Source organism: Bradyrhizobium canariense (assembly GCF_019402665.1).
GTDB classification, from domain to species: domain Bacteria; phylum Pseudomonadota; class Alphaproteobacteria; order Rhizobiales; family Xanthobacteraceae; genus Bradyrhizobium; species Bradyrhizobium canariense.
The window spans coordinates 87153-110676 of sequence record NZ_VSST01000050.1 but is presented as its reverse complement, the minus strand read 5'-3'; the positions used below and the strand labels follow the sequence as shown (position 1 = coordinate 110676).

The 23524-nt window shown below is 63.7% G+C and carries 22 protein-coding genes; 9 read left to right on the top strand and 13 right to left on the bottom strand.

The genetic code is table 11. From position 1 onward, the window contains the following. From FXB41_RS26605 to FXB41_RS26595, 3 genes are read right to left on the bottom strand one after another with little or no spacing between them, the layout of a single operon-like run. A complete protein-coding gene (locus tag FXB41_RS26605; protein ID WP_007602562.1) occupies window positions 1–960 on the bottom strand; it encodes an ABC transporter permease in 960 nt (319 codons plus the stop codon). Between the two features lie 4 nt (window positions 961–964). After that, window positions 965–2254 carry an ABC transporter substrate-binding protein gene (locus tag FXB41_RS26600; protein ID WP_007602563.1) on the bottom strand — a complete coding sequence of 430 codons (1290 nt, stop codon included), beginning with the start codon at window positions 2252–2254 and terminating at the stop codon, window positions 965–967. A 42-nt stretch (window positions 2255–2296) separates the two neighbouring features. Continuing rightward, window positions 2297–3283: an ABC transporter ATP-binding protein gene (locus tag FXB41_RS26595; RefSeq protein WP_219683846.1), complete on the bottom strand. Its 987-nt coding sequence runs from the start codon at window positions 3281–3283 to the stop codon at window positions 2297–2299. A gap of 265 nt (window positions 3284–3548) precedes the next feature. Between FXB41_RS26595 and FXB41_RS26590 the strand changes: the two genes are divergently transcribed. Both FXB41_RS26590 and FXB41_RS26585 read left to right on the top strand, forming a co-directional pair. Next, entirely contained in the window at window positions 3549–4253 is a 705-nt protein-coding gene (locus FXB41_RS26590; RefSeq protein ID WP_219683845.1) for a GntR family transcriptional regulator, read from the top strand. A 1031-nt stretch (window positions 4254–5284) separates the two neighbouring features. After that, window positions 5285–6580 carry a metal-dependent hydrolase family protein gene (locus FXB41_RS26585; RefSeq protein ID WP_246649203.1) on the top strand — a complete coding sequence of 432 codons (1296 nt, stop codon included), beginning with the start codon at window positions 5285–5287 and terminating at the stop codon, window positions 6578–6580. Between the two features lie 15 nt (window positions 6581–6595). On the opposite strand, the gene FXB41_RS26580 is transcribed toward FXB41_RS26585, so the two are convergent. Together FXB41_RS26580 and FXB41_RS26575 are read right to left on the bottom strand one after the other, a co-directional pair. Then, on the bottom strand, window positions 6596–7573 hold the full coding sequence (locus tag FXB41_RS26580; RefSeq protein WP_219683843.1) for a Bug family tripartite tricarboxylate transporter substrate binding protein: 978 nt from the start codon (window positions 7571–7573) through the stop codon (window positions 6596–6598). Between the two features lie 115 nt (window positions 7574–7688). Beyond that, window positions 7689–8501, bottom strand: coding sequence for a helix-turn-helix domain-containing protein (locus FXB41_RS26575; RefSeq protein WP_219683842.1), 813 nt, complete (start codon window positions 8499–8501; stop codon window positions 7689–7691). A 320-nt stretch (window positions 8502–8821) separates the two neighbouring features. On the opposite strand from FXB41_RS26575, the gene FXB41_RS26570 reads away from it, so the two are divergent. Next, window positions 8822–10582, top strand: coding sequence for a CYTH and CHAD domain-containing protein (locus FXB41_RS26570; RefSeq protein ID WP_219683841.1), 1761 nt, complete (start codon window positions 8822–8824; stop codon window positions 10580–10582). Between the two features lie 132 nt (window positions 10583–10714). Here FXB41_RS26570 and FXB41_RS26565 read toward each other — a convergent pair whose 3' ends face one another. The 4 genes from FXB41_RS26565 to FXB41_RS26550 form a co-directional block, all read right to left on the bottom strand. Next, window positions 10715–11341: a transglutaminase-like cysteine peptidase gene (locus FXB41_RS26565; protein WP_219683840.1), complete on the bottom strand. Its 627-nt coding sequence runs from the start codon at window positions 11339–11341 to the stop codon at window positions 10715–10717. Between the two features lie 330 nt (window positions 11342–11671). Continuing rightward, window positions 11672–12283, bottom strand: coding sequence for a PilZ domain-containing protein (locus FXB41_RS26560; protein WP_007602573.1), 612 nt, complete (start codon window positions 12281–12283; stop codon window positions 11672–11674). 68 nt (window positions 12284–12351) lie between these two features. Next, a complete protein-coding gene (locus FXB41_RS26555) occupies window positions 12352–13518 on the bottom strand; it encodes an MFS transporter (protein ID WP_007602574.1) in 1167 nt (388 codons plus the stop codon). Between the two features lie 71 nt (window positions 13519–13589). Next, complete coding sequence (locus FXB41_RS26550; protein WP_283843465.1) at window positions 13590–14831, bottom strand: MFS transporter; 1242 nt, start codon at window positions 14829–14831, stop codon at window positions 13590–13592. Window positions 14832–15085: 254 nt separating this feature from the next. On the opposite strand from FXB41_RS26550, the gene FXB41_RS26545 reads away from it, so the two are divergent. The 4 genes from FXB41_RS26545 (at window position 15086) to FXB41_RS26530 (ending at window position 17892) form a co-directional block, all read left to right on the top strand. Beyond that, window positions 15086–16237 carry a zinc-binding dehydrogenase gene (locus tag FXB41_RS26545; RefSeq protein WP_219683839.1) on the top strand — a complete coding sequence of 384 codons (1152 nt, stop codon included), beginning with the start codon at window positions 15086–15088 and terminating at the stop codon, window positions 16235–16237. A 2-nt stretch (window positions 16238–16239) separates the two neighbouring features. After that, window positions 16240–16722 carry a DUF5680 domain-containing protein gene (locus tag FXB41_RS26540; protein ID WP_219683838.1) on the top strand — a complete coding sequence of 161 codons (483 nt, stop codon included), beginning with the start codon at window positions 16240–16242 and terminating at the stop codon, window positions 16720–16722. Between the two features lie 114 nt (window positions 16723–16836). Further along, entirely contained in the window at window positions 16837–17265 is a 429-nt protein-coding gene (locus FXB41_RS26535; protein ID WP_246649198.1) for a VOC family protein, read from the top strand. Window positions 17266–17379: 114 nt separating this feature from the next. Continuing rightward, window positions 17380–17892, top strand: a complete 513-nt coding sequence (locus FXB41_RS26530; RefSeq protein WP_219683836.1) for a hypothetical protein — start codon at window positions 17380–17382, stop codon at window positions 17890–17892. A 37-nt stretch (window positions 17893–17929) separates the two neighbouring features. On the opposite strand, the gene FXB41_RS26525 is transcribed toward FXB41_RS26530, so the two are convergent. Next, window positions 17930–18283 (bottom strand): cupin domain-containing protein, encoded by a 354-nt coding sequence (locus FXB41_RS26525; protein WP_219683835.1) that lies wholly within the window; start codon window positions 18281–18283, stop codon window positions 17930–17932. A gap of 52 nt (window positions 18284–18335) precedes the next feature. Continuing rightward, window positions 18336–19076 carry a metallophosphoesterase family protein gene (locus FXB41_RS26520; protein WP_007602584.1) on the bottom strand — a complete coding sequence of 247 codons (741 nt, stop codon included), beginning with the start codon at window positions 19074–19076 and terminating at the stop codon, window positions 18336–18338. A 368-nt stretch (window positions 19077–19444) separates the two neighbouring features. Here FXB41_RS26520 and FXB41_RS26515 point away from each other — a divergent pair, with 368 nt between their 5' ends. Beyond that, window positions 19445–21439 carry a DEAD/DEAH box helicase gene (locus FXB41_RS26515; RefSeq protein ID WP_219683859.1) on the top strand — a complete coding sequence of 665 codons (1995 nt, stop codon included), beginning with the start codon at window positions 19445–19447 and terminating at the stop codon, window positions 21437–21439. A gap of 65 nt (window positions 21440–21504) precedes the next feature. Here the strand turns inward: FXB41_RS26515 and FXB41_RS26510 are convergent, their stop codons facing one another. After that, on the bottom strand, window positions 21505–22014 hold the full coding sequence (locus tag FXB41_RS26510; RefSeq protein ID WP_007602586.1) for a GNAT family N-acetyltransferase: 510 nt from the start codon (window positions 22012–22014) through the stop codon (window positions 21505–21507). Window positions 22015–22161: 147 nt separating this feature from the next. Between FXB41_RS26510 and FXB41_RS26505 the strand changes: the two genes are divergently transcribed. Then, window positions 22162–22551, top strand: a complete 390-nt coding sequence (locus FXB41_RS26505; RefSeq protein ID WP_219683834.1) for a COG4315 family predicted lipoprotein — start codon at window positions 22162–22164, stop codon at window positions 22549–22551. 13 nt (window positions 22552–22564) lie between these two features. Here the strand turns inward: FXB41_RS26505 and FXB41_RS26500 are convergent, their stop codons facing one another. Then, window positions 22565–23119, bottom strand: coding sequence for a PAS domain-containing protein (locus FXB41_RS26500; RefSeq protein ID WP_219683833.1), 555 nt, complete (start codon window positions 23117–23119; stop codon window positions 22565–22567). Window positions 23120–23524 lie beyond the last annotated feature (405 nt).

Genomic DNA, 23524 nt, shown 5'->3' with positions numbered 1-23524 from the left:
CTAGAGCTCCTTCTTGATGTCGACGATGCGCGACATCATGGTGATGATCAGGAAGGTGATGACGAGCAGGATCACGGCGTTGGCCGCTGCTGCGGGGAATTGCAACGCGTTCACCCGCGTCTCGATGATCTTGCCGGCGGCCGCGATCTGCTGCCCGCCCATCACGCCGATGGTGATGAAATCGCCCATCACGATGGTGATGACGAAGATCGAGCCGATCACGATGCCAGGTTTTGCCAGGGGAATGATGACGTTGACGAGGGTCTGGAAACCGGTCGCGCCGGCGTCATAGGCAGCCTCGATCAGCGATTTGTCGATGCGTACCATCGAATTGAAGATCGGCACCACCATGAAGAAGGTGAAGAGATGCACAAGTGCCAGCACCACGGAGAATTCGGAGAACAGCAGCCATTCAACGGGATGGTTGATCAGCCCCGTCTTCACCAAGCCTGAGTTGACAAGGCCGTTGCGTCCGAGCAGCGGAATCCAGGCGATCATGCGGATCACGTTGGAGGTCCAGAACGGGATCGTGCAGAGCAGCGACAGTCCCATCTGCCAGGTCTTCGACTTGACGTGGAAGGCGAGGAAGTAGGCGACCCAAAAGCCAATGAAAAGTGTGATGACCCACACGAGGAAGCACAGCTTCAGCGTCTTCAGATAAGTCTTGGCGATCGTGCAGAGATCGGGGAGCTGCGCGATGCAGCCTTCGAACGTGTCGGTGTAACCGCGGCCCGAGAAGGCCGGCAGCAACTGGTATTCGTTGTAGTCCCAGAACGAGACGATGACGACGAAGACGAGCGGGATCAGGAAGAAGGCGAGGAACACCAGCATCATCGGCCCGGCCTGAAGCCAGGAGATGAAGGAGGGTGACAGGCGCGCCGCTTTGCTGCGGCGCGCCGTCTCCGATCCCCGGACCAGGTCCGGGGATGCCTGTTGCAAAATGTCCTCCGACGTGTCCATCAGATTACGCTGCGATGAACTCGTTCCACTTGCGCACCATGTAGTCGTTCTCGTCCATCACGGCGTTCCAGCACGCGACGCCGCCCATGCGGTCCTCGTAGGAGCCGCCGTCGCGCACGGCGCCGGCCTTCTCGAGCAGCGAGCCGTCGGGCGCCTTGATGTCCTTCTCTGCCGCCTTGCCTTCCATCCAGTAGGCCCACTCGTACGGCTCCATATGCGCCTTCGCGGTGGAGAGCACGGCGGAGTAGTAGCCCTGGCGGTTGAGATAAGCGCCAGCATAGCCGGAAAGGAACCAGTTGACGAACTCGTAGGCCCATTCGAGCTTCGCACCCGAGACGCCCTTGGAGACGCAGAAGCCGGACGCCCAGGAGCGATAGCCTTCCTTGAGCGGCTGGAAGGTGCAGGCAATCCCCATCGAGCGGACCTTCGTCACCGCCGGCGACCACATCGACTGGATGACGGTCTCGCCCGAGGCCATCAGGTTGACGCTCTCGTTGAAGTCTTTCCAGAAGGCGCGGAACTGACCGGCCTTCTTGGCTTCGGTCATCACCTTCATCGTAAGATCGATCTCTTCCTTGGTCATGTTGCCCTTGTCGGCATATTTGTACTTGCCGGTGGCTTCCACGACCATCGCGGCATCCATGATGCCGATCGAGGGGATGTTGAGGATCGAGGCTTTGCCCTTGAACTCGGGATTGAGCAGCTCGGCCCACGAGCTGATCGGACGCTTGATGATATCAGGGCGGATACCGAGCGTGTCGGCGTTGTAGACGGTCGGGATGAGCGTGACGAACTCGGTTGCCGAGGTCGCGAACTTCTTGGAGTCCTTGCCTTCGAGATAGAGCACCTTCCAGGGCGCGGTGCCCTGGCCGCCGATCTTCTTGCCGCCGGGAGTGACGCCCTTGGTGAAGACGGGCGTGATGTTGTCGAATTCCTTGATCTTCCTGGCATCGAGGGCAAGGATGTTGCCCGACGGCACGATCTTCTTCAGCGCGAAATATTCGGTGTCGAGCACGTCGAAGGAGTTCGGCTGGGTCATCACGCGCTTGGTGACGTCGTCGGTGGTCGCGGTGATGTATTCGATCTTGATGCCGGTGTCCTTCAGGCACTGCTTGGAGATCTCGTCGCCCTCGTTAACCGCGGTGCCGAGATAGCGCAGCACCTTCGGCTCGGCCGACATGACGTAGGGAAATCCGGTGATGGCGCCGGAGCCGGCGGCAAGGCCGGCGAGACCCGCGGTGCTCTTCAGTAGCGTGCGGCGGCTAAGGCCCTTCTTCCTGGTCGTTTCGGTCATATCACTGACTCCTCTGTTGCGCATTCCGGTGATTGATCGGCGCTATTGCAGACGTTGCGCCTTGGCGGGATCCCAGGTGGCCAGCACGCGATCGCCCGGCCGGAACTGGTGGACGTCGAAGGCGGCCTCGGGAAGGTGGGAGAACAGGGCGGTCCCGTCTTCGAGCGTGAGCGAGACGGCGATGTAGGAGCCCTGGTACTCGGTCTGGGTCAGCAGCGCCGGCGCGCCGACCACGCCGTCGGCGATCGGCACGATGCCGAGCTGATCGGCGCGCACGGCGATGAGTTTGCCTGCGTCGCTGAGGACGTTGTGGCCGCCGATGAAGCGCGCCACGAATTCGGTGCGGGGATGATGGAAGATGTCGCGGGCGCTTCCCTGCTGCTCGATCCTGCCCTGGTTCATCACGACGATGTGGTCGGCCAGCGCCATCGCCTCTTCCTGGCCGTGCGTGACCTGAACGAAGCTGATGCCGAGCTCGCGCTGCAGCCGCTTCAGTTCGCCGCGCATCCTGACCCGCAGGAATGGGTCGAGCGCCGAGAGCGGCTCGTCGAGTAACAGGATCTGCGGCTCGGTGATCAGCGCGCGGGCCAGCGCGACGCGCTGCTGCTGGCCGCCGGAGAGCTGTGCGGGGAGGCGGGCCGCGTAGGGCGTCATCGCCACCAGCTCGAGCAGCTCGCCGGCGCGCTTGTGCCGCGTCGCCCGGTCGATGCCGCGCATTTTCAGGGCAAACGCCACGTTGTCGATCACGGTGAGGTGTGGAAACAGCGCGTAGGACTGGAACATCATCGCCGTACCGCGCTTGGCGGGTTCGAGATCGGTGACGTTCTGCGGGCCCAGGATGATGTCGCCCTCACTGACGGCCTCGTGGCCGGCGATCATGCGCAAGGTCGAGGTTTTGCCGCAGCCGGAGGGGCCGAGCAGGCAGCAATAGGTGCCGGCCGGGATCTTCAAATTGACGGTGTCGACCGCCAGCGTCGTGTCGTAGCGCTTGGTGACGGCGACCAGTTCGAGGGCGGCGGGAGTGGCCATGGCGTGTCCGGGGCGAGGGCGATGCTGCGCCTCTCTCCGCAAGGTCCATGCCAATCGCGCTTGAATCGTTCTCGGCCGGCCGAATTCCAAAACAGTGCAGCGGAGTCAGATCGTTAGATCGAATCCCTCGGGCGTGGGCGGCTCGTTGCCTTCGCAGCTGCGTGCACACAAAACAGGCGCGGATTGTATAAAGTTTCGCCTGTGATTGGATACAGCTGGTCGATTAGGATTCGACGCCATCTTCGACGATCGAGTCCTCACCCCCATGGCCGCCAAGTCCCGACCGAAATCCGACGCGCCAGATGCGAGCGATCGCGTCAGCCGCATCCGGGAAGGCGTGACCGCGGCGATCCTCGAGCATCGCCTGCTGCCCGGCACGAAACTCGGCGAGGATGAGATCGGCGAGATCTACGGCGCGAGCCGAACGCTGGTTCGCACCGCGCTTCAACAGCTCGCGCATGAGGGCATCGTCAACATCGAGAAGAACCGCGGCGCCTTCGTCGCGCGGCCGACGCCTGCGGACGCCCGCGAAGTGTTCGAGGCGCGCCGCCTGATCGAGCCGACGATCGTCGACCACGCCGTTGACGCTGTGTCGCCGGCCTGGATCGGGCGTCTCCAGCGGCATCTTGCCGAGGAACGCGAGGCGGAGCTGCGTGGCGATGCGCGTGCTTCGGTCCGCCTCTCCGGCGATTTCCATCGACTCGTCGCCGAGATGAGTGGCCACAGCATCTATCTCGGTTTTCTCAAGGAGCTGATCGCGCGCTCGTCGCTCATCATCCTGCTCTACCGCCGGCACGACACGCCGGCCTGCGGCACCGATCATCACGCCGGCATCGTCGCTGCGATTCGCAAATGCGACAGGGAAGCCGCGCGCGCGCAGATGTTGTCGCATCTGAACGAGATCGAGGCCGAGCTGTTCCTGAAGGATCCAGCCGACGAGTTGCGGCTCGCGGACGTGCTGGGCGCGTGAGCAAGCTGCGCCGGCGGCTTATGGCGACGGAGATCCTTCGTTTCGCCTGACTATCTTCAGCACCAGCAAACCTGCGCCAAGAACCAGGAAGAGAACGCCGAAGAAAGTCGTGCCGCCGGATTCGAAGGTTACACCGACCGCGGTCAGCAGGCATCCGAGGATGATTGCGAAGAGCCCGCCGAGCTCTTGACCAGCAGGACATATCCGTCACTCGTTTGTGCTACCATGTTGCGCCTCGTTCACTTGATGTAGGGCTGTCCTCGCGTCTCCCTTCGCCCATGACCCTCTCGCGTAGCCCGTGGCCGATCGTATTCCAGCGCACGGGTATTGCAATCTCGCGTTGAGAGTTGCTCTTCGCTCTTTTGATTTGAGTTCGATGCAAGCGCGACAGTAGCGCTTACACACGTACCGAAAATTCCCGGCGTTTTGTGCAGTCATCCATGTCTCATAGAGTCGTATGGCTGAAATGCAAAATCGCCTTATGGTTGTAAATTGACTCGCGGCGATGATGGGAATCAACTGAAGCGTGAGCGTCGAGTTCTAGAACGGAGCCGACATCAGGTGAATCCGTTCTGCGGAGTGCTGCCATGGCGCGAGCTCTGGCTGACGAACGAGAGACCGCCTACGTTTCGACCGGCCACTTGCCCGCTCCCGAGATTGTGCAAGCGCTGGTGAACGAGGCGCAGCGGCGGTTTCAATCAATCGCGACGGAACAAACTCGCAGGTCTACCCTGCGCTCGCCCGCGTTCCGAGCGAGCTGTTCGGGGTCTGCGTCGTCGGAACCAGCGGACAGGTCTAGGCGCCGGCGAGGTCTCATCATCCTCACCGGCTTTCCGCTCACGGGGCTCTGGGTCCTGGGATTGCTGCTCGGCATTGACCTGTTGTCCCACGGCATCGGATGGCTGAGCCTTGCATGGCGGCCTGCAGCTGCCGCTGCCTAGCGCGCGCACCGGATGCGGAGAGCGAAGATGCGGGGTTTGGGTTCGCGGGCTGGACTCGCGAGAGCTGCCGTTCTGCTGACGTTGGGGACGATGAGCATCTTCAGCCCGTCGCCTGCGATGGCCCAGCAGGACTCCGCCGTTCTGTTCCGCAGCGTGCGGATATTCGACGGAAAGAACGGCGCGCTCTCTGCCTCATCCAATGTTCTCGTCAGGAACAAGACGATCGAGAAGATCTCGGCCACGGACATCACGGCAGAAGCCAAGGTGATCGACGGCGGCGGCCGCGTGCTGATGCCGGGGCTGATCGACGCGCATTGGCACGCGATGCTGGTACGGCCGACCCCGATGGCCGTGCTTGCAGGTGACGTCGGCTACAACAATCTGCTCGCTGCCACTGAGGCAGCGGCCACGCTGATGCGCGGCTTCACCACAGTGCGTGACATGGGAGGACCTTCGTTCGGATTGAAGCAGGCCATCGACGAGGACCTCGTTGCGGGTCCACGCATCTATCCCTCCGGCGCCATGATCACCATTACTGCCGGCCATGGCGACTTCCGCCAGCTTGCCGATCTGCCGCGAACGATCGGCGGCATGCTCAGCCGCATGGAGCGGATTGGCGGCAGCATGGTCGCCGACAGTCCCGACGAAGTCCGCGTGCGGGCGCGCGAACAGCTGATGCAGGGGGCTTCGCAGGTCAAGCTCACGGCGGGCGGCGGTGTCGCGTCGCCGTTCAGCCCACTTGACGTCTCCACCTTCACCGAGCCCGAGCTGCGCGCCGCCGTTGAGGCCGCCGACAATTGGGGCACCTATGTCGCTACCCACGCTTACACGCCGGTCGCGATCCAGCGCTCGATCGCGGCCGGCGTGAGATGCATCGAGCATGCCCACCTCATTGACGAGGCGAGTGCACGGCTGATGGCGGAAAAGGGGATCTGGTTGAGCACGCAGCCATTCCTGGATATCTCCGGCGCCGCCGCGCTGGGACCAGCGGAGCAGGACAAGATGCGGCAGGTGGTTGCCGGCACCGACCGCGTCTACGCGCTGGCGAAAAAGTACGGCATCAAGACAGCGTTCGGGACCGACGTCCTGTTCTCGCAGGCGCTGGCGGACAAGCAGGGCGCGATGCTGGCCGCGCTGACGCGCTGGTATACGCCGGCCGAGGCGCTGACCATGGCGACATCGACCAATGCCGAATTGCTGGGCTTGTCGGGCCTGCGCAATCCCTATCCCGGAAAGCTCGGTGTGGTCGAGGAGGGCGCGCTGGCCGATCTCCTGCTCGTCGACGGCAATCCGCTCGAAGACATCGCCCTGGTCAAGGATCCCGCCAAGAACTTTGTGCTGATCATGAAGGGCGGCAGGATTTACAAGAACAGTCTCGCGCAGTGAGGAGCCGCCCCGAATCTATTGCGGCTCCAATCCGAGAGTCTTGATCGACTCGAGCCAGATCGGCCCTTCTTTTTCGTAAAGCGCAATCGAGGAGGCGCGATCCATGGCCGGCTGGTCGACGCCGAAGGCATCGAGCAGCTTCTGCACGCGCTCCGTCTTGCCGCCTTCGACCATCAGCTTGGCGAGCATGTCGATCCGGTCTGCAGGCATCGCAGCAGGCGCCACCAGCGCGGTAAAGCTGATGAGCTGGAAGACATTGCCGGTGACCCCTTGCTCGGCAAATGTCTTGGTCTCGGGCAGCTTCTTCATGCGCACCGGTGTCGGCACGGCAATTGGGCGGCCGATGCCGGTATCGAGCACCGGCAGCGCGGCCTGATAGCTTCCGACCGCCGCCTGGATCACCCCGGCGGCAAGATCCTGCCACATCGGCGCTTCGCCGCGATAATGCACGATGGAAATGTCGAGACCGAATTGTCGGTTGAGCTCGGCGATCGCAATGTGCGCGAACGAGCCGATCCCGTACGAGCCAGCCGTGACCTTGTTGCTACGTGCGTACGCGACGAACTCTTCGATCGTCTTTGCATTGGTGGCGGAATGGACCACCAACGGCAGATGCCCCGAAGGCGTCACCGCGACGATCGTGAAATCCTTGTCCGGATCATAGGCCAGCGATTTCAGCAGCAGCCGGTTACCGAGCAGGGTGGACGAGATCGTGTACATCAGCGTGTAACCGTCGGCCGGGGAATCCTTCACCGACTGTGCCGCCAGCGCGCCGCTGGCTCCGGTCTTGTTTTCGACAATGACCGGCTGGCCAAGCTTCTGCGAGATGTAGTCGCCATAGGCGCGGGCGAAGGCATCGGTGATGCCGCCTGCCGGTGTGGAGACGACGATCTTGATTGCCCGGGTCGGCCAGGCTTCGGCCCAAGCCGTTTCAGAAGCGGCCAGCGTCAGGCATGCAATCGCGGCAGCCCAAATTCTCGCGGATGTCCGCACTTCGGCCTCCCCTTTTCCGTGTGTCATTGGGCAGCCGGCAGCCGCCGCAACGAGGTGTCACATGGGCAAGGAGGAGGGTCAAGAAATCAAAATATCGTTTCACTGTGTGAAATGGTCACGGCCGGCCTGCAGGAGAGCCTGGCGCAGCAAGCTTGGCGCCGAGCGCCTCGGCAAGTGCGGAAGCGACCTTCTTCATCGGAGGTACGAAGCGGCGTATGCCTTCCTCCGGACTGACCGCTTCGCGGAGCATCATCACGTTCATGCTGCCGAACAGCCGGTTCTGAAGCGCGACGGGAACGCCAAGCGCCCAGACTGCGCCGCCGAAGACACTGCGGCTGTAGCTGTCGTCCATCACCGCGAACCCGGCTTTGCGGATCGTGCGCAGCGCCTTGGTGAGCTTGTCGGGATTGCGCGCCAGATCGTTCCAGGGCTCGGGACCGAGGGCAAGCCGCGCGGCAATGCGCTCCTGCTCGGCAGGCTCGCAGAAGGCGAGATAGGCCCGTCCCATCGAGGTGCCGAGGACGGGAAAGCGAAAACCCGGCGGGCGGCTGAACAGCAGCGATCCATCCACGCGCGTTGTGTGGGCGATGACCATGGATTCCTGATCGAGCACCGCGATGTCTGACGGCCAATGGATCTGCTTGCGGAATTTGTTCAGGATGGGTTCGGCGATGCCGCCAATCCAGGTCGGTTCGTCATAGCCTGCGCTGAGCAGCAGCGCGCGTCCCGTCGGCGCGTAGCTGGCCGGTTCGGTACGGCGCACCACATAACCTTCATGCTCCAGCGTCTCGAGCATGCGGACGATCGTCGCCTTGTTGAGCCCCGTCGCCTTGTGCAGCGAGCCGACGGTCGACTGACGTTCCTGGTTGATCACCCGCAAGACTTCGAGGCCCCTGGACAACGCGATGACGGGACGGAACGACGTCATGGCAGCTCCTTGTGATTGCCGTGCCGGTAGCCGATGAAGCAACCCGGAGGGACAGGGCAGCGCGCTCGACGCCATCGCCACCGATTGCGGGAAGGCTGGCATGAGTCAAGCTCGCTGACGCGTTCATCTCGGTTTCGAGTAGAGCGGAATTCGCAGTCAATTCGATCGCTTGCTGCGCCCGGCGGCAATTTAGTTCCTGTGGTCAAGCCGCTCGCGGCCTCGTGTGGACGGTGGGGTACTGCGACGTAAGGTGACTATTCCTCGCGGGCGGCAGCGGCTATACGCTGTCGCTCTGTCATTGAACTGTCATGTTACCTCAAATGCTGAAGTCAGACGCAACGCCGGTCCGCAAGCATCCGAGCGCGCGGGATGGGAGTCCTGTTGCGAAGGACAACAAGAGAACGCAAGCCGTCGCCGGCTTCCTCAGGCAACGCGAACCCGCCGCGGAACCTGTGATCGTCGAGGGCGCTGTGATCGATCAGACGCCATCGCAAGACGCGGAACCGGCAACGGAACCACTCCGGTCGAGTGCTGCCGCGCATGGTGCCGGTGAGATCGAACTCAAGCTTCTCGTCGATGCCGATCGCATGGCGCATTTCAACGCTGCGCCCGTGATCGCGACGAACGCGCGCAACAAGGGCACGCGCAAACATCTCAAGTCCGTCTATTACGACACGCCGGAGCGGACACTTCGGCGCAACGGCTTGAGCCTGCGCGTTCGTCAGAGCGGTGCGCGGTTCGTTCAAACCGTGAAGACCGATGCGGTGGACGATCCACTCCGCCGTGGCGAGTGGGAGGCGAGCGTGCCTTCGCTTGCGCCCGACCTCGCTTTGGCAATGCCCTTCATTCCTGAGAAGCTTCGCGGCCACCTGGAAGCGCAGCCGCTCGAAGCGGTCTTCACCGCCGATGTCCATCGCCATGCGCGGCTGATCGAGCTGCCGTCAGGCGCGGTCGAGATCGCCTTCGACCGGGGTGAGTTGACGGCCGGCGACCGTTCACTGCCGGTGAACGAGATCGAGCTGGAGCTCAAGAGCGGCAGCGCCGGCGCGATCTACGAGATCGCGCTGCGGCTCGCGGAGCACGGTGACGTAAAGCCGTCGATCCGCACCAAATCGGCACGGGGGTTCGATCTTGCCGCCGACAAGCCGCCCTCGGCTCGACGTCCGCGAAAACTTCGTCTCGATGCGTCGGTCACGCTCGACGAGGCCTTCGCCACGATCCTGCGCTCCTGCTTCCTCCATCTGCTTCAGTCGCTGCCGGCTGCCGAGGACGGCCGCAATCCGGAAGGAATCCATCAGTTGCGCGTCTCGCTGCGCCGGCTGCGGTCGGTGCTGGATCTGATGCATTCGGCGGGCGTGTCGAGCAACGTCGACACGCTGCGAACCGAAGCCAGATGGCTGGCGCAGGATTTGTCCGCCGCGCGCGACTGGGATGTGTTCCGGCTCGATACTTTGCCGACGATCGCAACAGCCTGTCCGTCGGTCGCGGGCTTTGACGCGCTGGGCCAGGTTGCGGCCGAACGCCAGTCGGATGCCTATCGCAAGGCGCACGATGCGCTCGACGATCGCCGCTGCGCGATGTTCCTGATCAGCCTCGGCGGGTGGATCGAGACGCGGGGCTGGCGCAACGACATCGCCGCGCAGGATCTCGGCCAGCTCGCCGACCCCGCCGTCGACTTCGCGCAGCGCATTCTGTCGGAGCAATATGCGAAGGTGCTCAGGCGCGGCCGCCGCTTCAAGTCGCTTCCCGCCGAAGGTCTGCACCGCGTGCGGCTCGCGACCAAGCGGCTGCGCTATCTCAGCGAGTTTCTGCTGCCGCTGTTCGCAGACCGCAAATCCGCGCGAAAATTCGCGCGCAGGCTCGCCGGCTTGCAGGAGCAGCTCGGCGCCTTCAACGACATGGTGGTGACGGCATCGTTGCTCGACAGGCTTGGTGCCGGGCCGGAGGGTGCCATTGCCGCGGCGGCGATCGCCGGCTGGCAGGCGCGCGCGTCGGTCGGGGTGCAGCCCGCCCTGCAAAGCACATGGCGCGATTTCACTGCCGCGCGCGTGCCCTGGTCGCGGCAGACGCCGCAGGACTAAGCGAAGTACGTCCCCAAAAAAGTTGCGCCCAGCCATTGGGGGATGGCTGGGCGCGCGCGAACCGGTCTGGGACGGGGAGGGGTGGGGATGTGACCGGGTCGCGTATCTCTTTCGTTTGTCTCTACTGATCTGCTACTGGTCCCTTGCGCTGGCGGTGGAGACCGCCGGCTTGGTGTCGCCGAGCGAGACCCAGACATTCGGATCGCTCTGCGACTGGCGCTTGACGAAGCGGTAGCCGGTCTCCGTCCAGGCAACGACGTTCTCGTTCTGATTGTCGAGAACGAACTCGCCCCTGTCGGTCTTCACCGTCAGCACCGCGTGTCCTTCGCCCTTCTTGTCGCGCACGACGGTGATAAGCAGGGCCTCGCGCGGCCATCCGGCATCGATCAGCATCTTGCGCTTCAACAGCACGTAGTCTTCACAGTCGCCGTAGCCGTCCGACGGCAGCGACCACTTTTCGATCACGCCCCAGTGCTCCTGGTCGGTCAAAGGCTTGACGGTCTCGTTGACCCAGCGATTGACCTTGACGAGGTCGCGCCATGCAGCCTGCGACATCACGATGTCGCGCGGTTGCGTCGGTGCGCCCTGGCACTGAGCGGCATTGTCCGCACAGAACTCGACCCAGCCGATCGGCGCACGCGTGGTGTCGCCGAGGCTTGCGTAGAGCAGACGGCCTTCGCCGGCCTGCGCTGCCGCGCTCATTCCGAAGAGCATGGCGGCCAGCGCCATTCTCTTCCCCTGTCCCCTGAAATCAAACATTGCGGCCCCCGTTTCTTGTTGGGACCACATTGCGCAGGGAGCTTTTGAGTTGCCGCTAAGTCAGTCAAGTCAAGTCGAGACGAATACAAGTAAAACGCGCGGCGAATTCGATCTATACTTGAGTCAAACTTGAATAAAATTCGATATGACTGCAATTGGTTCAAATTTTATCGATTAACGCGGAAACGCTGGCGGAACCGTTGTTTGCACGCACCCGCGACCTCCGCGTTAACCCGCGCGAGGCCCGTCACGACCATGAAAAAGGCGGCGTCCGCATCGCGGAGGCCGCCTTCAGTACTGGAAATGCAGTGGTTTTGGTGCCTTCGCGCTTTACCGCGCGGTAACGCTCTCTTCGAGAGTTTCAATCGGCTGCGAATGCATGAACTCGAGCGCGAAGCCGTCTTCGAGGTTTCGGACCACGCGACCCTGCACCCGGCCGAGCAGAACCGTCGATTTCAGCGGGGGACGGTTTTCCGCGGCGATGGCTGCGCCCGACAGCGAGAGGTCGATGATGCGGCAGGTCATCTTGGTGCCGTCCTCGAGTGTCAGCACCGCGATCGGGTTGCGCGGCACGATACGATCGTGGCGGCGGTCTTCCGGCAAATTGAGGATGTCGCGGTTGGCGAGCCAGGTCAGCTGTGCCGCAAGCTTGTCGCGCTTTCGCGGCGTCGCACCGACCGTCATGGCGAAGCCATTGTCGATGATGCGGGTGATCTTGCCCTCGACGCGGCCGATATGGTCGAGATAGGCGACCACGCGGTCGCCGACATTGCCGATGCCGGGGGCCAGCAGCGCCAGCCCGCCCGGCGACATGTTGATCACCTGGCAGGGGAATTCACGGCGGTCCGGCAACATGTAGCGGCCGAGCAGGTGAACCTTCACCCGCTGGAAACGCCGACGTTCCTCGGCGGCCGGAAGAAATTTTTTGTGCGCCAACGCCATTTTCACAACCCGACCCCCCGCCTGGCGGAGTCCGGGACCACCCTAAGGTGCACAGGGTTAATGCTACGTTAGGATCGGGCGCGGCGATGACGAACAGACACGATGCGTTCGAAAAGCCACATCAGGGGCGGGCAGGCCAGCACCGTCAGCGCGCCGAGGTCGAGCGCGACGGCGGCAGTGCCGGCCGATTTGGCGAGCCGACCCGCCACCGCCGGCCCCAGCATCATCGCGGCATAGAAGAGAGTGTAGAACACGCCCATCCCGACCGCTCGTGTCTCCGGCGCGAGTACGCGGGCGGCCAGGCTCATGATCGGGCCGGCGGGAAGGCCGCCGATCAAGCCGCCCAGGACGAGGATCGCGATCACAGCGTCGGACCGGGTCAGCCAGGCCAGCAGGGCGGCCACCACGAGGCTCGCCGCGATCGCCACGACAAAGGGGCGCTTGGTGCGATCGGCGAGATATCCGCCTGATGGCACCGAGATCACCGACAGCCACATCACGAGGCTGATCGCCGAGCCTGCCGCCGCAATGCTCCAGCCGCGCTCGACGAGCAATGAGGGGCCGAACGAGAAAATCATGGCGAAGCCGATATTATAAAGGCCCCAGATCGCACCCGCGACGATCACCGCCAGAAGCGCGAGCGGATCAAGCAGCCTGGAGCCGGCCGCGCTGGCGGTTGCTCCCGGCGGCGATTGGTAGAAAATGATCAGCACGATGCCGATCGCGGTCAGCGCGCCGGCCACGAGGAACACGGCGCCGGCGCCATACGCCGTGCCGATCGCCGGCAGCACCAGCAGCGAGATCGCAACGCCGGCCGGCCAGGAGTTGACGAAGATCGCCATCGCGGTGGCGATCTCCTTACCCGCAAACCAGTCGGTGCCCATCTTGGTGAGCTGCACGGTCAGCAGCACGCCGCCGGCACCGGAGGCGAGCCGGCCCGCCATCTGCCAGCCCCAGACGTCGGTGGTGGCCATGACGAGACTGCCCGCTGTCATCAGCAGCAGCGCCACGATCGTGGTGGGCTTGTCGCCAAGCGTCCGGCCGATCGCGCCGCCCGGCAGCGCCAGCACGATGCCCGGTGTGAAATAGAGTCCGATCAGGATGCCGATATCGGCGAGTCCGACGCCGAAGCTCTGCTGCAGCAGCGGCGCGACCGCGGCCACGCTCTGGAATTGGAACGCGATGGTGAGGCGAACGACGAACAGGATCGCAAGTATGCCCCAGCGATTGCGCAACGCTTCATCTCCCCAAACCCTATATCGAGCGTGCGGTGGGGAGACGCCGGAGTCAACCGCAAGCTCTGAGCTTACGACTTCCTCGTCGCACGCCGATAGAGGAGACATAGCAGCGCCAGCAGCACCGCGGCCGAGAGCCCGAGCGACCAGTGAATGCCGATCGCCGCACCGAACAGGCCGACCGTGATGCCGCTGAAGGCTCGCATCCCGAGCCCGGCCATGTTGTAGAGGCCGACGACGCGGCCGCGAATATCGGACGGCGCGTTCAACTGCACCAGCGCCTGCGCCATTGTGTTGAACGACAGCTCGAAGAAGCCTGCAAAGAACAGCAGCACGATCGCGACCGGATAGATCCGCACCGAGGCGAAGCCGAGCAGCGCCACGCTCCACAGCATGGCGAGCAAGATCGCGGTGCGCGGCGTGCCCTTGAGCCGTCCCCATGATTCCAGCGCGATGCCGGCGAGCAGCGCGCCGGCAGCATCGGCCGCGAGCAGCACGCTATAGGAGATGCCGGGATCGCCGTGGCCGAGATCGCCGGCAAAGCCGGGCATCTGTGCGTGATAGGCGTTGCCGATCATGAACGAGGTGAGGCCGGCAAGCCATGTCATCGCCGTCAGCACCGGCTGCGTGCCGATGGCACGGATCGTCAGCATGATGTCGGCAAGGCCGCGCACGGCGAAGCGCCGCACAGCGACACTCTTGTCCCGCACCGGCGCCCAGAACAGCCACAGCAGCATCGGCAGATAGAACAGCGTGTTGAAGATGATGCCATGCGAGGTGCCGAGCGTCAGCATGATGATGCCGCCGACGGCAGGTCCGACCAAAATGCCGAGATAGCGCGCCATCGCATTCAGCCGCACCGCGCTCGGAAGATCGGCGGGGCCGACGAGATCATAGAGCAGCAGCTGGTTCGGCGTCTGCCACAACACGCCGGCGCAGCCATGGATCACCAACAGCAGCATGGCGTGCCACATCTCGATGGTGTCGGTGATGAAGAAGAAACCCCATCCGGCCGAAGCAACGATGAACACCAGCATGCCGCATTGAATGATGCGGCGCGGATCGACCCGGTCGGCGAGCCCGCCAACCGCGACCGAGAACAGCAGGAACGGCAGCCAGTGCGACAGCACGGCAAAACCCGCCAGCGCCGGCGAATGGAATTTCTGGAACACCACCCAATAGCTGATCACATGCTCGATATTGTCCGCCATCATCGCTAGCACGTAAGCGATGAACTGGAGGCGGTACGGCACGGATTTCATCGCCGCGAACGAGCCGGACGCGACGACAGGATTCTGAGGGAGGGGGTTCAAGCGGGCACCTGGGGTGGGACTTTTCGCGCCGTGCCTACACGTTCGCCGTCGAGCGCTCAAGACACTTGGGTGTGTGAGGACAGCGGTCCCGTAGCCCGGATGAGCGAAGCGATATCCGGGAACGCCGGCCCCGCATGTCGCTTCGCTCATGCGGGCTACGAGGCCGCGGCTTGGCACGACCGTGCATCTCACATACGCTGCTCGTCAGCTCGCACCAATCAGCCATAGTAAAAGCGGGCATCGAGGAAACCTCCATGGACCAGATCCGCGTCTGCACCCACGCAGGGCCCGGCAGCGAACCCGTCATCCGCTCCGTGCCGTGGCCGAAGGTCGGCCGGAAGGCGGCGCTGATCAAGGTCGGTGCGTGCGGCGTCTGCGGCACGGACCTGCACATTTTGAAGGGGCACTGGCCGAAGCCGCTGCCGTGGCCGTTCACGCTCGGCCATGAGCTCGGCGGAATCATCGTCGAATGCGGCGACGAATTCACCGAGGACTTCATGAGCAAGCCGCTGAAGGTCGGATCAAAGGTGATGATCCCGCCGCTGATGCCCTGCGGCCGTTGCTATTACTGCATCCATTTTCCGCAAGTCGCCAACAAGTGCCTGACGCCGGTCTATTACGGCCGCTATCTCGGCTTCGACAAGGCGCCTCACATGTGGGGCGGCTGGGCCGAATATGTCTATGTCGATCTCGATATGCTGCCGGGCACCAAGATCTACAAATTGCCTGACGACATGTCGCTGCGGCTGGGGGCGCTGTCGGAGCCGCTGACCTCCTGCATCCGCGCCTTCAATCGCGCCAGCCGCGCCGGTGGTTTCACCTGGGGCGACACGGTGGTGATCCAGGGCTCGGGCCCGATCGGCATTCTCGCGGTTGCCGCCGCGCAGGAGATGGGAGCAGGGCGCGTCATCTGCGTCGGTGCGCCGGAGGAGCCGCGGCTCAAGCTCGCGCGTGAGTTCGGCGCCGAGGCGACGGTGAACATCGACGAACTGAAATCGCCCGAGGCACGCATCGCGCGCGTACGCGACATCGTCGGCGGCTTCGGCGCCGATCTGGTGATGGATTGCTCGGGCCATCCCTCCGCCGGCCCCGAAGGCATCGAGATGCTGCGCGACGGCGGCACCTATGTCGAGATGGGCCAGTTCACCGACGCCGGCTCGATCGAGACCTCCTGGCACCGCATCTGCACCAAGGACCTCAATGTGCTGGGCTCCTGGGGTTTTACCGCCAACGATCTGCCGCTCGGCGTCGACATGCTCTATCGCACCCGTGACAAATATCCCTGGCTGAAGATGCAGACGATCTATCCGTTCACGGAAGAAGGCGTCGCGCAGGCGGTCAGGGATGCGATGGCGATGAAGACGGTGAAGTCAACCATCGTGCCGTGGCCGGAGCTGGTGGAGTAGCGATGGCATCGATCCCGCACGAGCTCGCGGCGTTTCTGGTCGAATCCAAGCGCCGCACCTATGCGGGGCTGGACGACGACGCCACCGTGGCCGCTCCGCTGCTCAGAGGCTCCAAGCAGCTCGAGCATCGCGCGTCGCCTTATGCCTATCGCGATATCTATTTCGGGATGGGGTTCTTCGTCGGGCAGGAGACCGTGTCCCGGGATGGGCGCGTCATCTGGTCGATGAGCTACAGCGGGGGCGTCCGCGCGGAGATCACGGGGCGAGACACCTTCCTTGCGATCTACAAATTCCTGCGCCAGGCACTACTGGCCGGATCCGTGGAGGAGCCGTACCGGGGGCCGCATCTGTTTGAGCAGGACGGCATGGTTTACCGTAACGAGGTCGAAGGCTCGCTCGATCGTTTCCACGGCATCGAGACGATTGCGCAGGAGGATGGCGCGCTGCTTTACGAGCTGCGCTATGGTGGCGGGCTGCTGCGCTAGATGATCCGTAGCCCGGATGGAGCGCAGCGCAATCCGGGATTCTCGCCTGCGGCTCCCCGCATTCCGCTACGCTCCATACGGGCTACGGGGCCGGCGTTTGGAATGAAGGACGAGATGACAAACGAACAAACGACCGAACCAGGCCAGCGCACCCGCTCACCCTTCCGCGCTATCCGCGCGATCGAGTACACCGTCATCTTCGTGCGCGATATGGTGGCGATGCGCCGCTTCTACGAGGAGGTTCTCGCATTTCCGGTGCTGCGGGAGTTGTCGGCGAACTGGATCGAGTACGGCCTGGGCCCTAACACGTTGGCTCTCGCAAAGCCGGGCCGGACTGCGACTGACGCGCCTGTGCCGCACAGGAGCGCCTCGCTGCAACTGGCCTTCAAGGTGTCCGCGGCCGAAGTCGATGCATGTGCCGACGAACTCGCACGCCACAGCGTGGCGCTGCTGTCACCGCCGACGAACCAGTCGTTCGGGCACCGGACGCTGTTCTTCCGCGACCCTGACGGCAATCTCTTGGAGGTCTATGCGGAGATCTGAACCGCGCAGCTGCGGGGCTGTGCACGAAAAGTTCCACAGAAAATCCGCGAGTTATTCACGCCGGGGTGAAACTTAGGCCCGGGTTTCGGCTTTCAGTTCACGGGAGAGATCATCGTGAAGCGGATCCTGAAACCCGTCACTTACATCCTGGCCGCCATCTACTTCCTGGTGGATGCGGTCTTCATGGCCGTGGCGAGGCCAATCTCGCGCTGGATCGAGCGGCATCTCCAATTGAAGCGATTGCGCGGCTGGATCAGATCGCTGTCGCCTTATTGCTCGCTTGCCCTGTTTTCCGTGCCCGTCATTATCCTGGAGCCGGTCAAGCCCGTGGCGGCCTATCTCGCGGCAACCGGCCAGATCGTGAGCGGGGCCGTGACGTTCATCGTCGGCGAGCTGCTCAAGCTCGTCCTGGTCGAGCGCCTGTTCCATCTCACGCGTGACAAGCTGATGCGGATTCCGGCATTTGCCTGGACGTACGGCAAGTACTCCGAGGTGAAGGCGTGGCTGCAGGCAACCGACGCCTGGCGCGCCATCCGCGCACTGAGCCGCGCGGCCAGGGACACTCTTGTGCGGGCAAGAGCTAGACTGGTCGGCGGCTTCAGCAGCCTGGTGACCTCCAGGGATTAGGGCTGCAGGCATAGAGCTGCGCTGGGCGAGTTGCCCTCTATGCGAGCTTGCGGGCCGCGGCGGTGGCTTTGTCGCCCGTATTCGGCGTGCCGGTCGGCTCGATGAGCAGGAGATGAACCTCCTCGCGCGCGACCGGTCGATGCTCAACACCTTTGGGCACGACATAGAGTTCGCCCGGACCGAGCGTCACCGTGCGATCCCGCAATTCGATGTCCAGACTGCCTTTCAGGACGAGAAAGAAATCGTCGGTGTCATCGTGCTTGTGCCAGGTGAATTCTCCCTTCACCTTCACCACCATCACGTCGCAATCGTTGAAGGTCGTGATCGTGCGTGGCGACCAGAAATCCCCAAAAGTCGCGAGTTTGTCGGCAAGCGAAATGCCGTCGGCCATGTGTTCTCCCGTTCTTCCGTGCGGCACGATTTGGGTCGAGCGATGCCAGCAGCTATTTGACATATCCCGACGATATGGCCCGCGCCCATTTCGGGTGGTCGTTGGCGAGGGCACGGGACGATGCGGCGTCCCAATCGTATTCGAGGGCCAAGAGTTCGGCCTGCCAGCCCCTTTGTCGCTTCGTGAGGATTGCATATCGCGCGTGCGGCGAGCGGTATTCCAGGTTTGCGGCAACGGGAATGTCTGCGAAGACCGGGCAACCAACGCTCCCTGGATTGAGAACCAGACAGTCATGAGGTCCGTGAACGACGGCCTGGCGGTGGCTATGACCACACAGCACCACACGCGCCGTCGGCTCACTCGCGAGGCGCATTGCCAGCACGTCGCGGCGTGCCGGTACGAAGCGGCCGTCGTCGAGCGTTTCTTCCAGCAGGCATGTCGTATCGTTGTCGGGCGTGCCGTGGCAGGCCAGGATACCATCGTCCAGCCGTATTTGGGAAGGCAGGCTGTGGAGTGCGAGACGTTGCTCCGCAGTCAATGCGTTGCGCGCAAACAGGCCTGCGGACGAGAGCTTGTCGTCCGGAAACTCCTCAATCCAGCGATCATGGTTTCCGCGTACGGTCGGCAACGACAGCGCCTCGAGAGCTTCGAAAGTCTCTTTCGGCCACAACGGACTGGTGACGCAATCGCCCAGGTTGACCGTACGATCGACGCCACGCGCCTTGATGTCGGCCAGCACCGCCTCCAGCGCGGCAAGGTTGCCGTGGATATCGGAAATGACTGCCAATCGCATCGTCGTGCTCCCTAGTCCAATCGGCCTGAGCTTAGCCCTGTTGTGCGTCTCCGGCAGCTCCAACCGTGCATAATTTAAGCGAGGTGGCCGTGAAAATCTGCAGCCTCGCCCCAAAATCCCGCTATATGCAGCAAAACGGCTCGAAAACGCTGGATGTAGTGGGTCGAGCTGGCCAGTAAGCTTATTCTCGGCATCGCCAAAGCCATGCGTCATAGGCATGGTGATTTGCCCGCACTTGGCGTAAAGAGCGTCCAAATCAAATCACCACGCGTGCGGCTGGACCATTTGCCGCCTACGCAGCTTCAGGTCGCGCGGCTCGACGTTCCGCGCCTGGACCAACCAAGGTTTATCCCGTGTCTTTTCCGACCATGAGTGCGCCGCTCGCCCGAGCTTTGGCCGAGCGCAACTACGACCGTCCGACCCCCGTTCAGCTCGCAGTGCTCACGGACGAGGCCGCTGACCGCGACCTCTTGGTTTCGGCCCAGACCGGCTCCGGCAAGACGCTGGCCTATGGGCTGGCCATGGCCAAGGACCTGCTGGGTGACGCCGAGCGGTTCGAGCGGGCGGGTGCACCGCTCGCCCTGATCGTGGCGCCGACCCGCGAGCTCGCGTTGCAGGTCCATCGCGAGCTGGCGTGGCTGTACGAGCATGCGAGCGGGCGCGTCGTCTCCTGCGTCGGCGGCATGGACCCCAGGCGCGAGCAGCGGGAGCTTGCGGCCGGCGCTCATATCGTCGTCGGCACGCCCGGCCGGTTGTGCGATCATTTGCGCCGCGGCCGTCTCGACATCTCGGAATTGAAAGTGGTCGTGCTCGACGAGGCCGACGAGATGCTCAATCTCGGCTTTCGCGAGGACATGGAGTTCATCCTCAAGACCACGCCGGACACCCGCCGCACCCTGATGTTCTCGGCGACGTTCCCGCGCGGCATCGTCGCGCTGGCCAAGCAGTATCAGCAGCGGGCGTTCCGGATCGAGGTCGCCGGCGACGAAGGCGGTCATGCCGATATCGAGTACCGCGCGATCCGGATCGCGCCCGGCGATGCCGAGCACGCCGTCGTCAACGTGTTGCGCTTTTACGAGGCGCCGAGCGCGCTGGTATTCTGCAGCACGCGCGATGGCGTCCGGCATTTGCAGGCGGCGCTGCTGGAGCGCGGCTTCTCCGTGGTCGCCTTGTCAGGCGAATTGACGCAGAACGAGCGGACCACGGCGCTGCAGTCGCTGCGCGACGGACGCTCGCGGGTCTGCGTGGCGACCGATGTCGCCGCCCGCGGCATCGATCTGCCGAGCCTCGATCTCGTCATTCATGCCGACCTGCCCAACGACGCCGAGGTCATGCAGCATCGCTCCGGCCGCACCGGCCGCGCGGGCCGCAAGGGGACGAGCGTCATGCTGGTGCCGCCCGTGCGGCGGCGGCGTGCGGAAATGCTGCTGAACGTCTCGGGCATCGACGCGGTCTGGGGGACCGCGCCGCAGCCGGATGAGATCCGCAAGCTCGATCACGAGCGCATGAAAGACGTGCTGTTCACGGAGGAGACGACCGCCGACGATCTGGCGCTGGCGCAGGCGCTATTGGCCGAGCGGTCGGCTGAGGAGATCGCCGCGTCTCTCGCACGGCTCTATCGCGCGCGGCTGCCGTCGCCCGAAGACATCATGGATCCCGGCGAGCGAGCTGGCCGGCCGCGCGAGGATCGCGGTCGCAACGATACGCGCGCTCCGCGCGACGATGTCCGCGCTTCGCGTGGCGATGACCGCCCCGAAAGGGCTCGGGCCAAATCGGGGAAATCGTCGAAACATGGCATGGCCGATGGCAGCGTCTGGTTCCGGGCCAACATCGGACGAAAAAAGAATGCGGAAGCGCGCTGGCTGTTGCCGATGATCTGCCGCCGTGGCGGCATCGACAAGAACGATATCGGCGCGATCAAGATCATGGACACCACGACCGAGTTCGAGATTTCCGAGCGGGTCGTGGAATCTTTCGCCGCCAAGATCAAGCGTCCGGACAAGGAAGACAACATTCGCATCGAGTCCATGGCGGATGCGCCGCAACGGCAGGCATCTTCGGAAGAGCGGTCCCACGCGCCGCGGCGCGAGAGCAGCGACAGCGACCATCGTGAACGCCGCGACGATCGCCCGCGCGAGCCGGGCGGGTTCAAACCGCAAGGCAAGCCACACGGCAAGACACACGGCAAATCGCACGAAAAGCCATACGGCGAGCGTACGCCGAAATTCGACGATGCTCCTTCCTTCGCAAAAAAGAAGAAGCACAAGAACAAGCCGGGCTATGCTGAGCCCTCGGTCACGTCGTGGTCTGAGAAGGGCGCTCCCGGGAAAAAGCCGAAGACGAAAAAGAAGTATCGCGCCTGACTGCAGCTGCACGGCGCGGACGGCAATGATGCTGCCGGATTTCACCGGCGGCATTATCTCGGAAATCAAGTCTGAGCAGCGAGGTCGCGCAGCATGTATGTTGCGCTGTCGCTGTAGGTCGCGAGCTTTGCCCGCAGCTTCGCATCAGTCGTGACGGACCGAAAGCCGAGACGCTCCCACAGCGGCCGCGTGGCGTAGACCGACACCAATGCGAGCGTCGCAATCGCTGACGCGCGCGCGAGCTGTTCGATTGCCAGCACATAATCGCGCACGACACCGCCGCGAAAATCAGGCAGCACCGCGACGTCGTGCAAATAGAGGCAATCCGCATCGTCGGGCAATTGCTCGAGCAAGCCGTCGAGCGGGGGAATCCGGTGCTGCATCCAGGGATGCGCGAGACCGTAGCCGACGATCCCGTCGTCCGCGACGAGCACGCGGCAGCCGTCGGGATAGAGCCGCATTTTTTCCGCGAGCACCTCGGGGCGTTCAGGCAGATCAGGATGGATCCGCACTGCGATCGTGCTGATCGCCGGCAGATCGGAGGCGCGCCCGGGACGCCAATGCGGCTTGCTCATGTCGATCCGTCGTTCCGTCTCAATCATTTCCAGTTTATTCCGATGCGACGATGCGTGCAGCGAAAAATATCTTTGCCGCCATCTCAGGAATACGACGGCTCGCGCGGCGTCCTATCGATGCAAGCCCATTGCATGACAGGAGAGACCATGACCACAACCTCGATCCGCCTCGCGCTCACGCTCGCAATATCGCTGGCGCTGGCTCCCACTGCTTTCGCGGCACCGCCGGCCAAGACCGGCAAGACCGACAAAGGCAACGTGCTCACCGATGCCAAGGGCATGTCGCTCTATACTTTCGACAAGGATGCTGACGGCAAGTCGGCCTGCAATGGTCCGTGTGCGACCAACTGGCCGGTGCTGAAAGCCGAGGCCAGCGATGCCGCCGCCGACGGCTACACCGTCATCACGCGCGACGACGGCTCGAAGCAGTGGGCCTACAAGGGCAAGCCGCTCTACACCTTCGCCAAGGACACAAAGCCCGGCGACGTCACCGGCGACGGCTTTCTCAACGGTGCCTGGCATCTGGCGATGCCGTGAGCAGGGTGCACTGCTAGCGCAGCCCCTCATACACCATCAGCCCGCGTGCGATTTGCAGCTTGCGGATCGCGCGTGGCAGCAGTTTTTCCGGCTGGTGCAGATAGCGCCAGGAGGTGAGGGCGAACGGGCCAAGGGCGCCGCATTCGTCGTCGAACGGCGCGAGCACGCCTGTCACGCTCACCGGTGTATGCGGGCGGGCATTGAACGGCAGCAGCAGCAGCTCGAGATGCGCCTTGCTGCCGTCCTCGCGCGCGGCGGTGACGCCGGCGATTGCGCCGAGGCTCTCGTCGGCGACGATGGTCGTGATCTCCTCGACCTCGCGGCGGCTAGCCTCGTTGAACAGCGCCGCAAAACTCGAGTCCTTGAGGTCGCGCCCTGCGAGCGCGCAAACGCGCGTGCCGGCGACGCGGAACGGGAAGCCGAGATGGGGCTCGCAGGACAGCACGAAGATGTCTCCGAGCAGGCCGCGCACGGCAGCCGGATCGATATCGGCCCGGTCTGGCGCCCGCGCAGTGCCGCGCTTTTCGTTCCAATATGCGAAGAATTCGCGGCTTGACGGATGTTTCATGACTGAACGCTTACCCCGGGGCGCAACCTCGCGGGACAAACCTGTCCCGCTTCAGTGCAGCCGCGATCCCTGTGTTGTTGTGCAGGAGGGGCTTTGCAGCGTCCATGCCGCAGCGGCGTTTTCGGCGTCCCTGGCGCTGCCTTTGCGTCGTTAACGTTAAGTTAACTATGCGCTTTCCGCGCGCCACGCCGCTGCTATGGTGATCGCGGTCGCAAGCTTCGCCGCTTTTCTCCAGGTTCTCGGCGAGGCCTGTACACAGGCGTCAAACAGTTTGGTCACCGGCCGCGGGGAGGGGTGGGGATATTCCCGTCTCTCTGGGTACCGGAAGTCCGACACGGATAGGCAGGGCTTTCCCAGGGCCCTGCCTTTTCCTTTTGTGCACTTGCGCAGGGCGGGCAAAGGCGA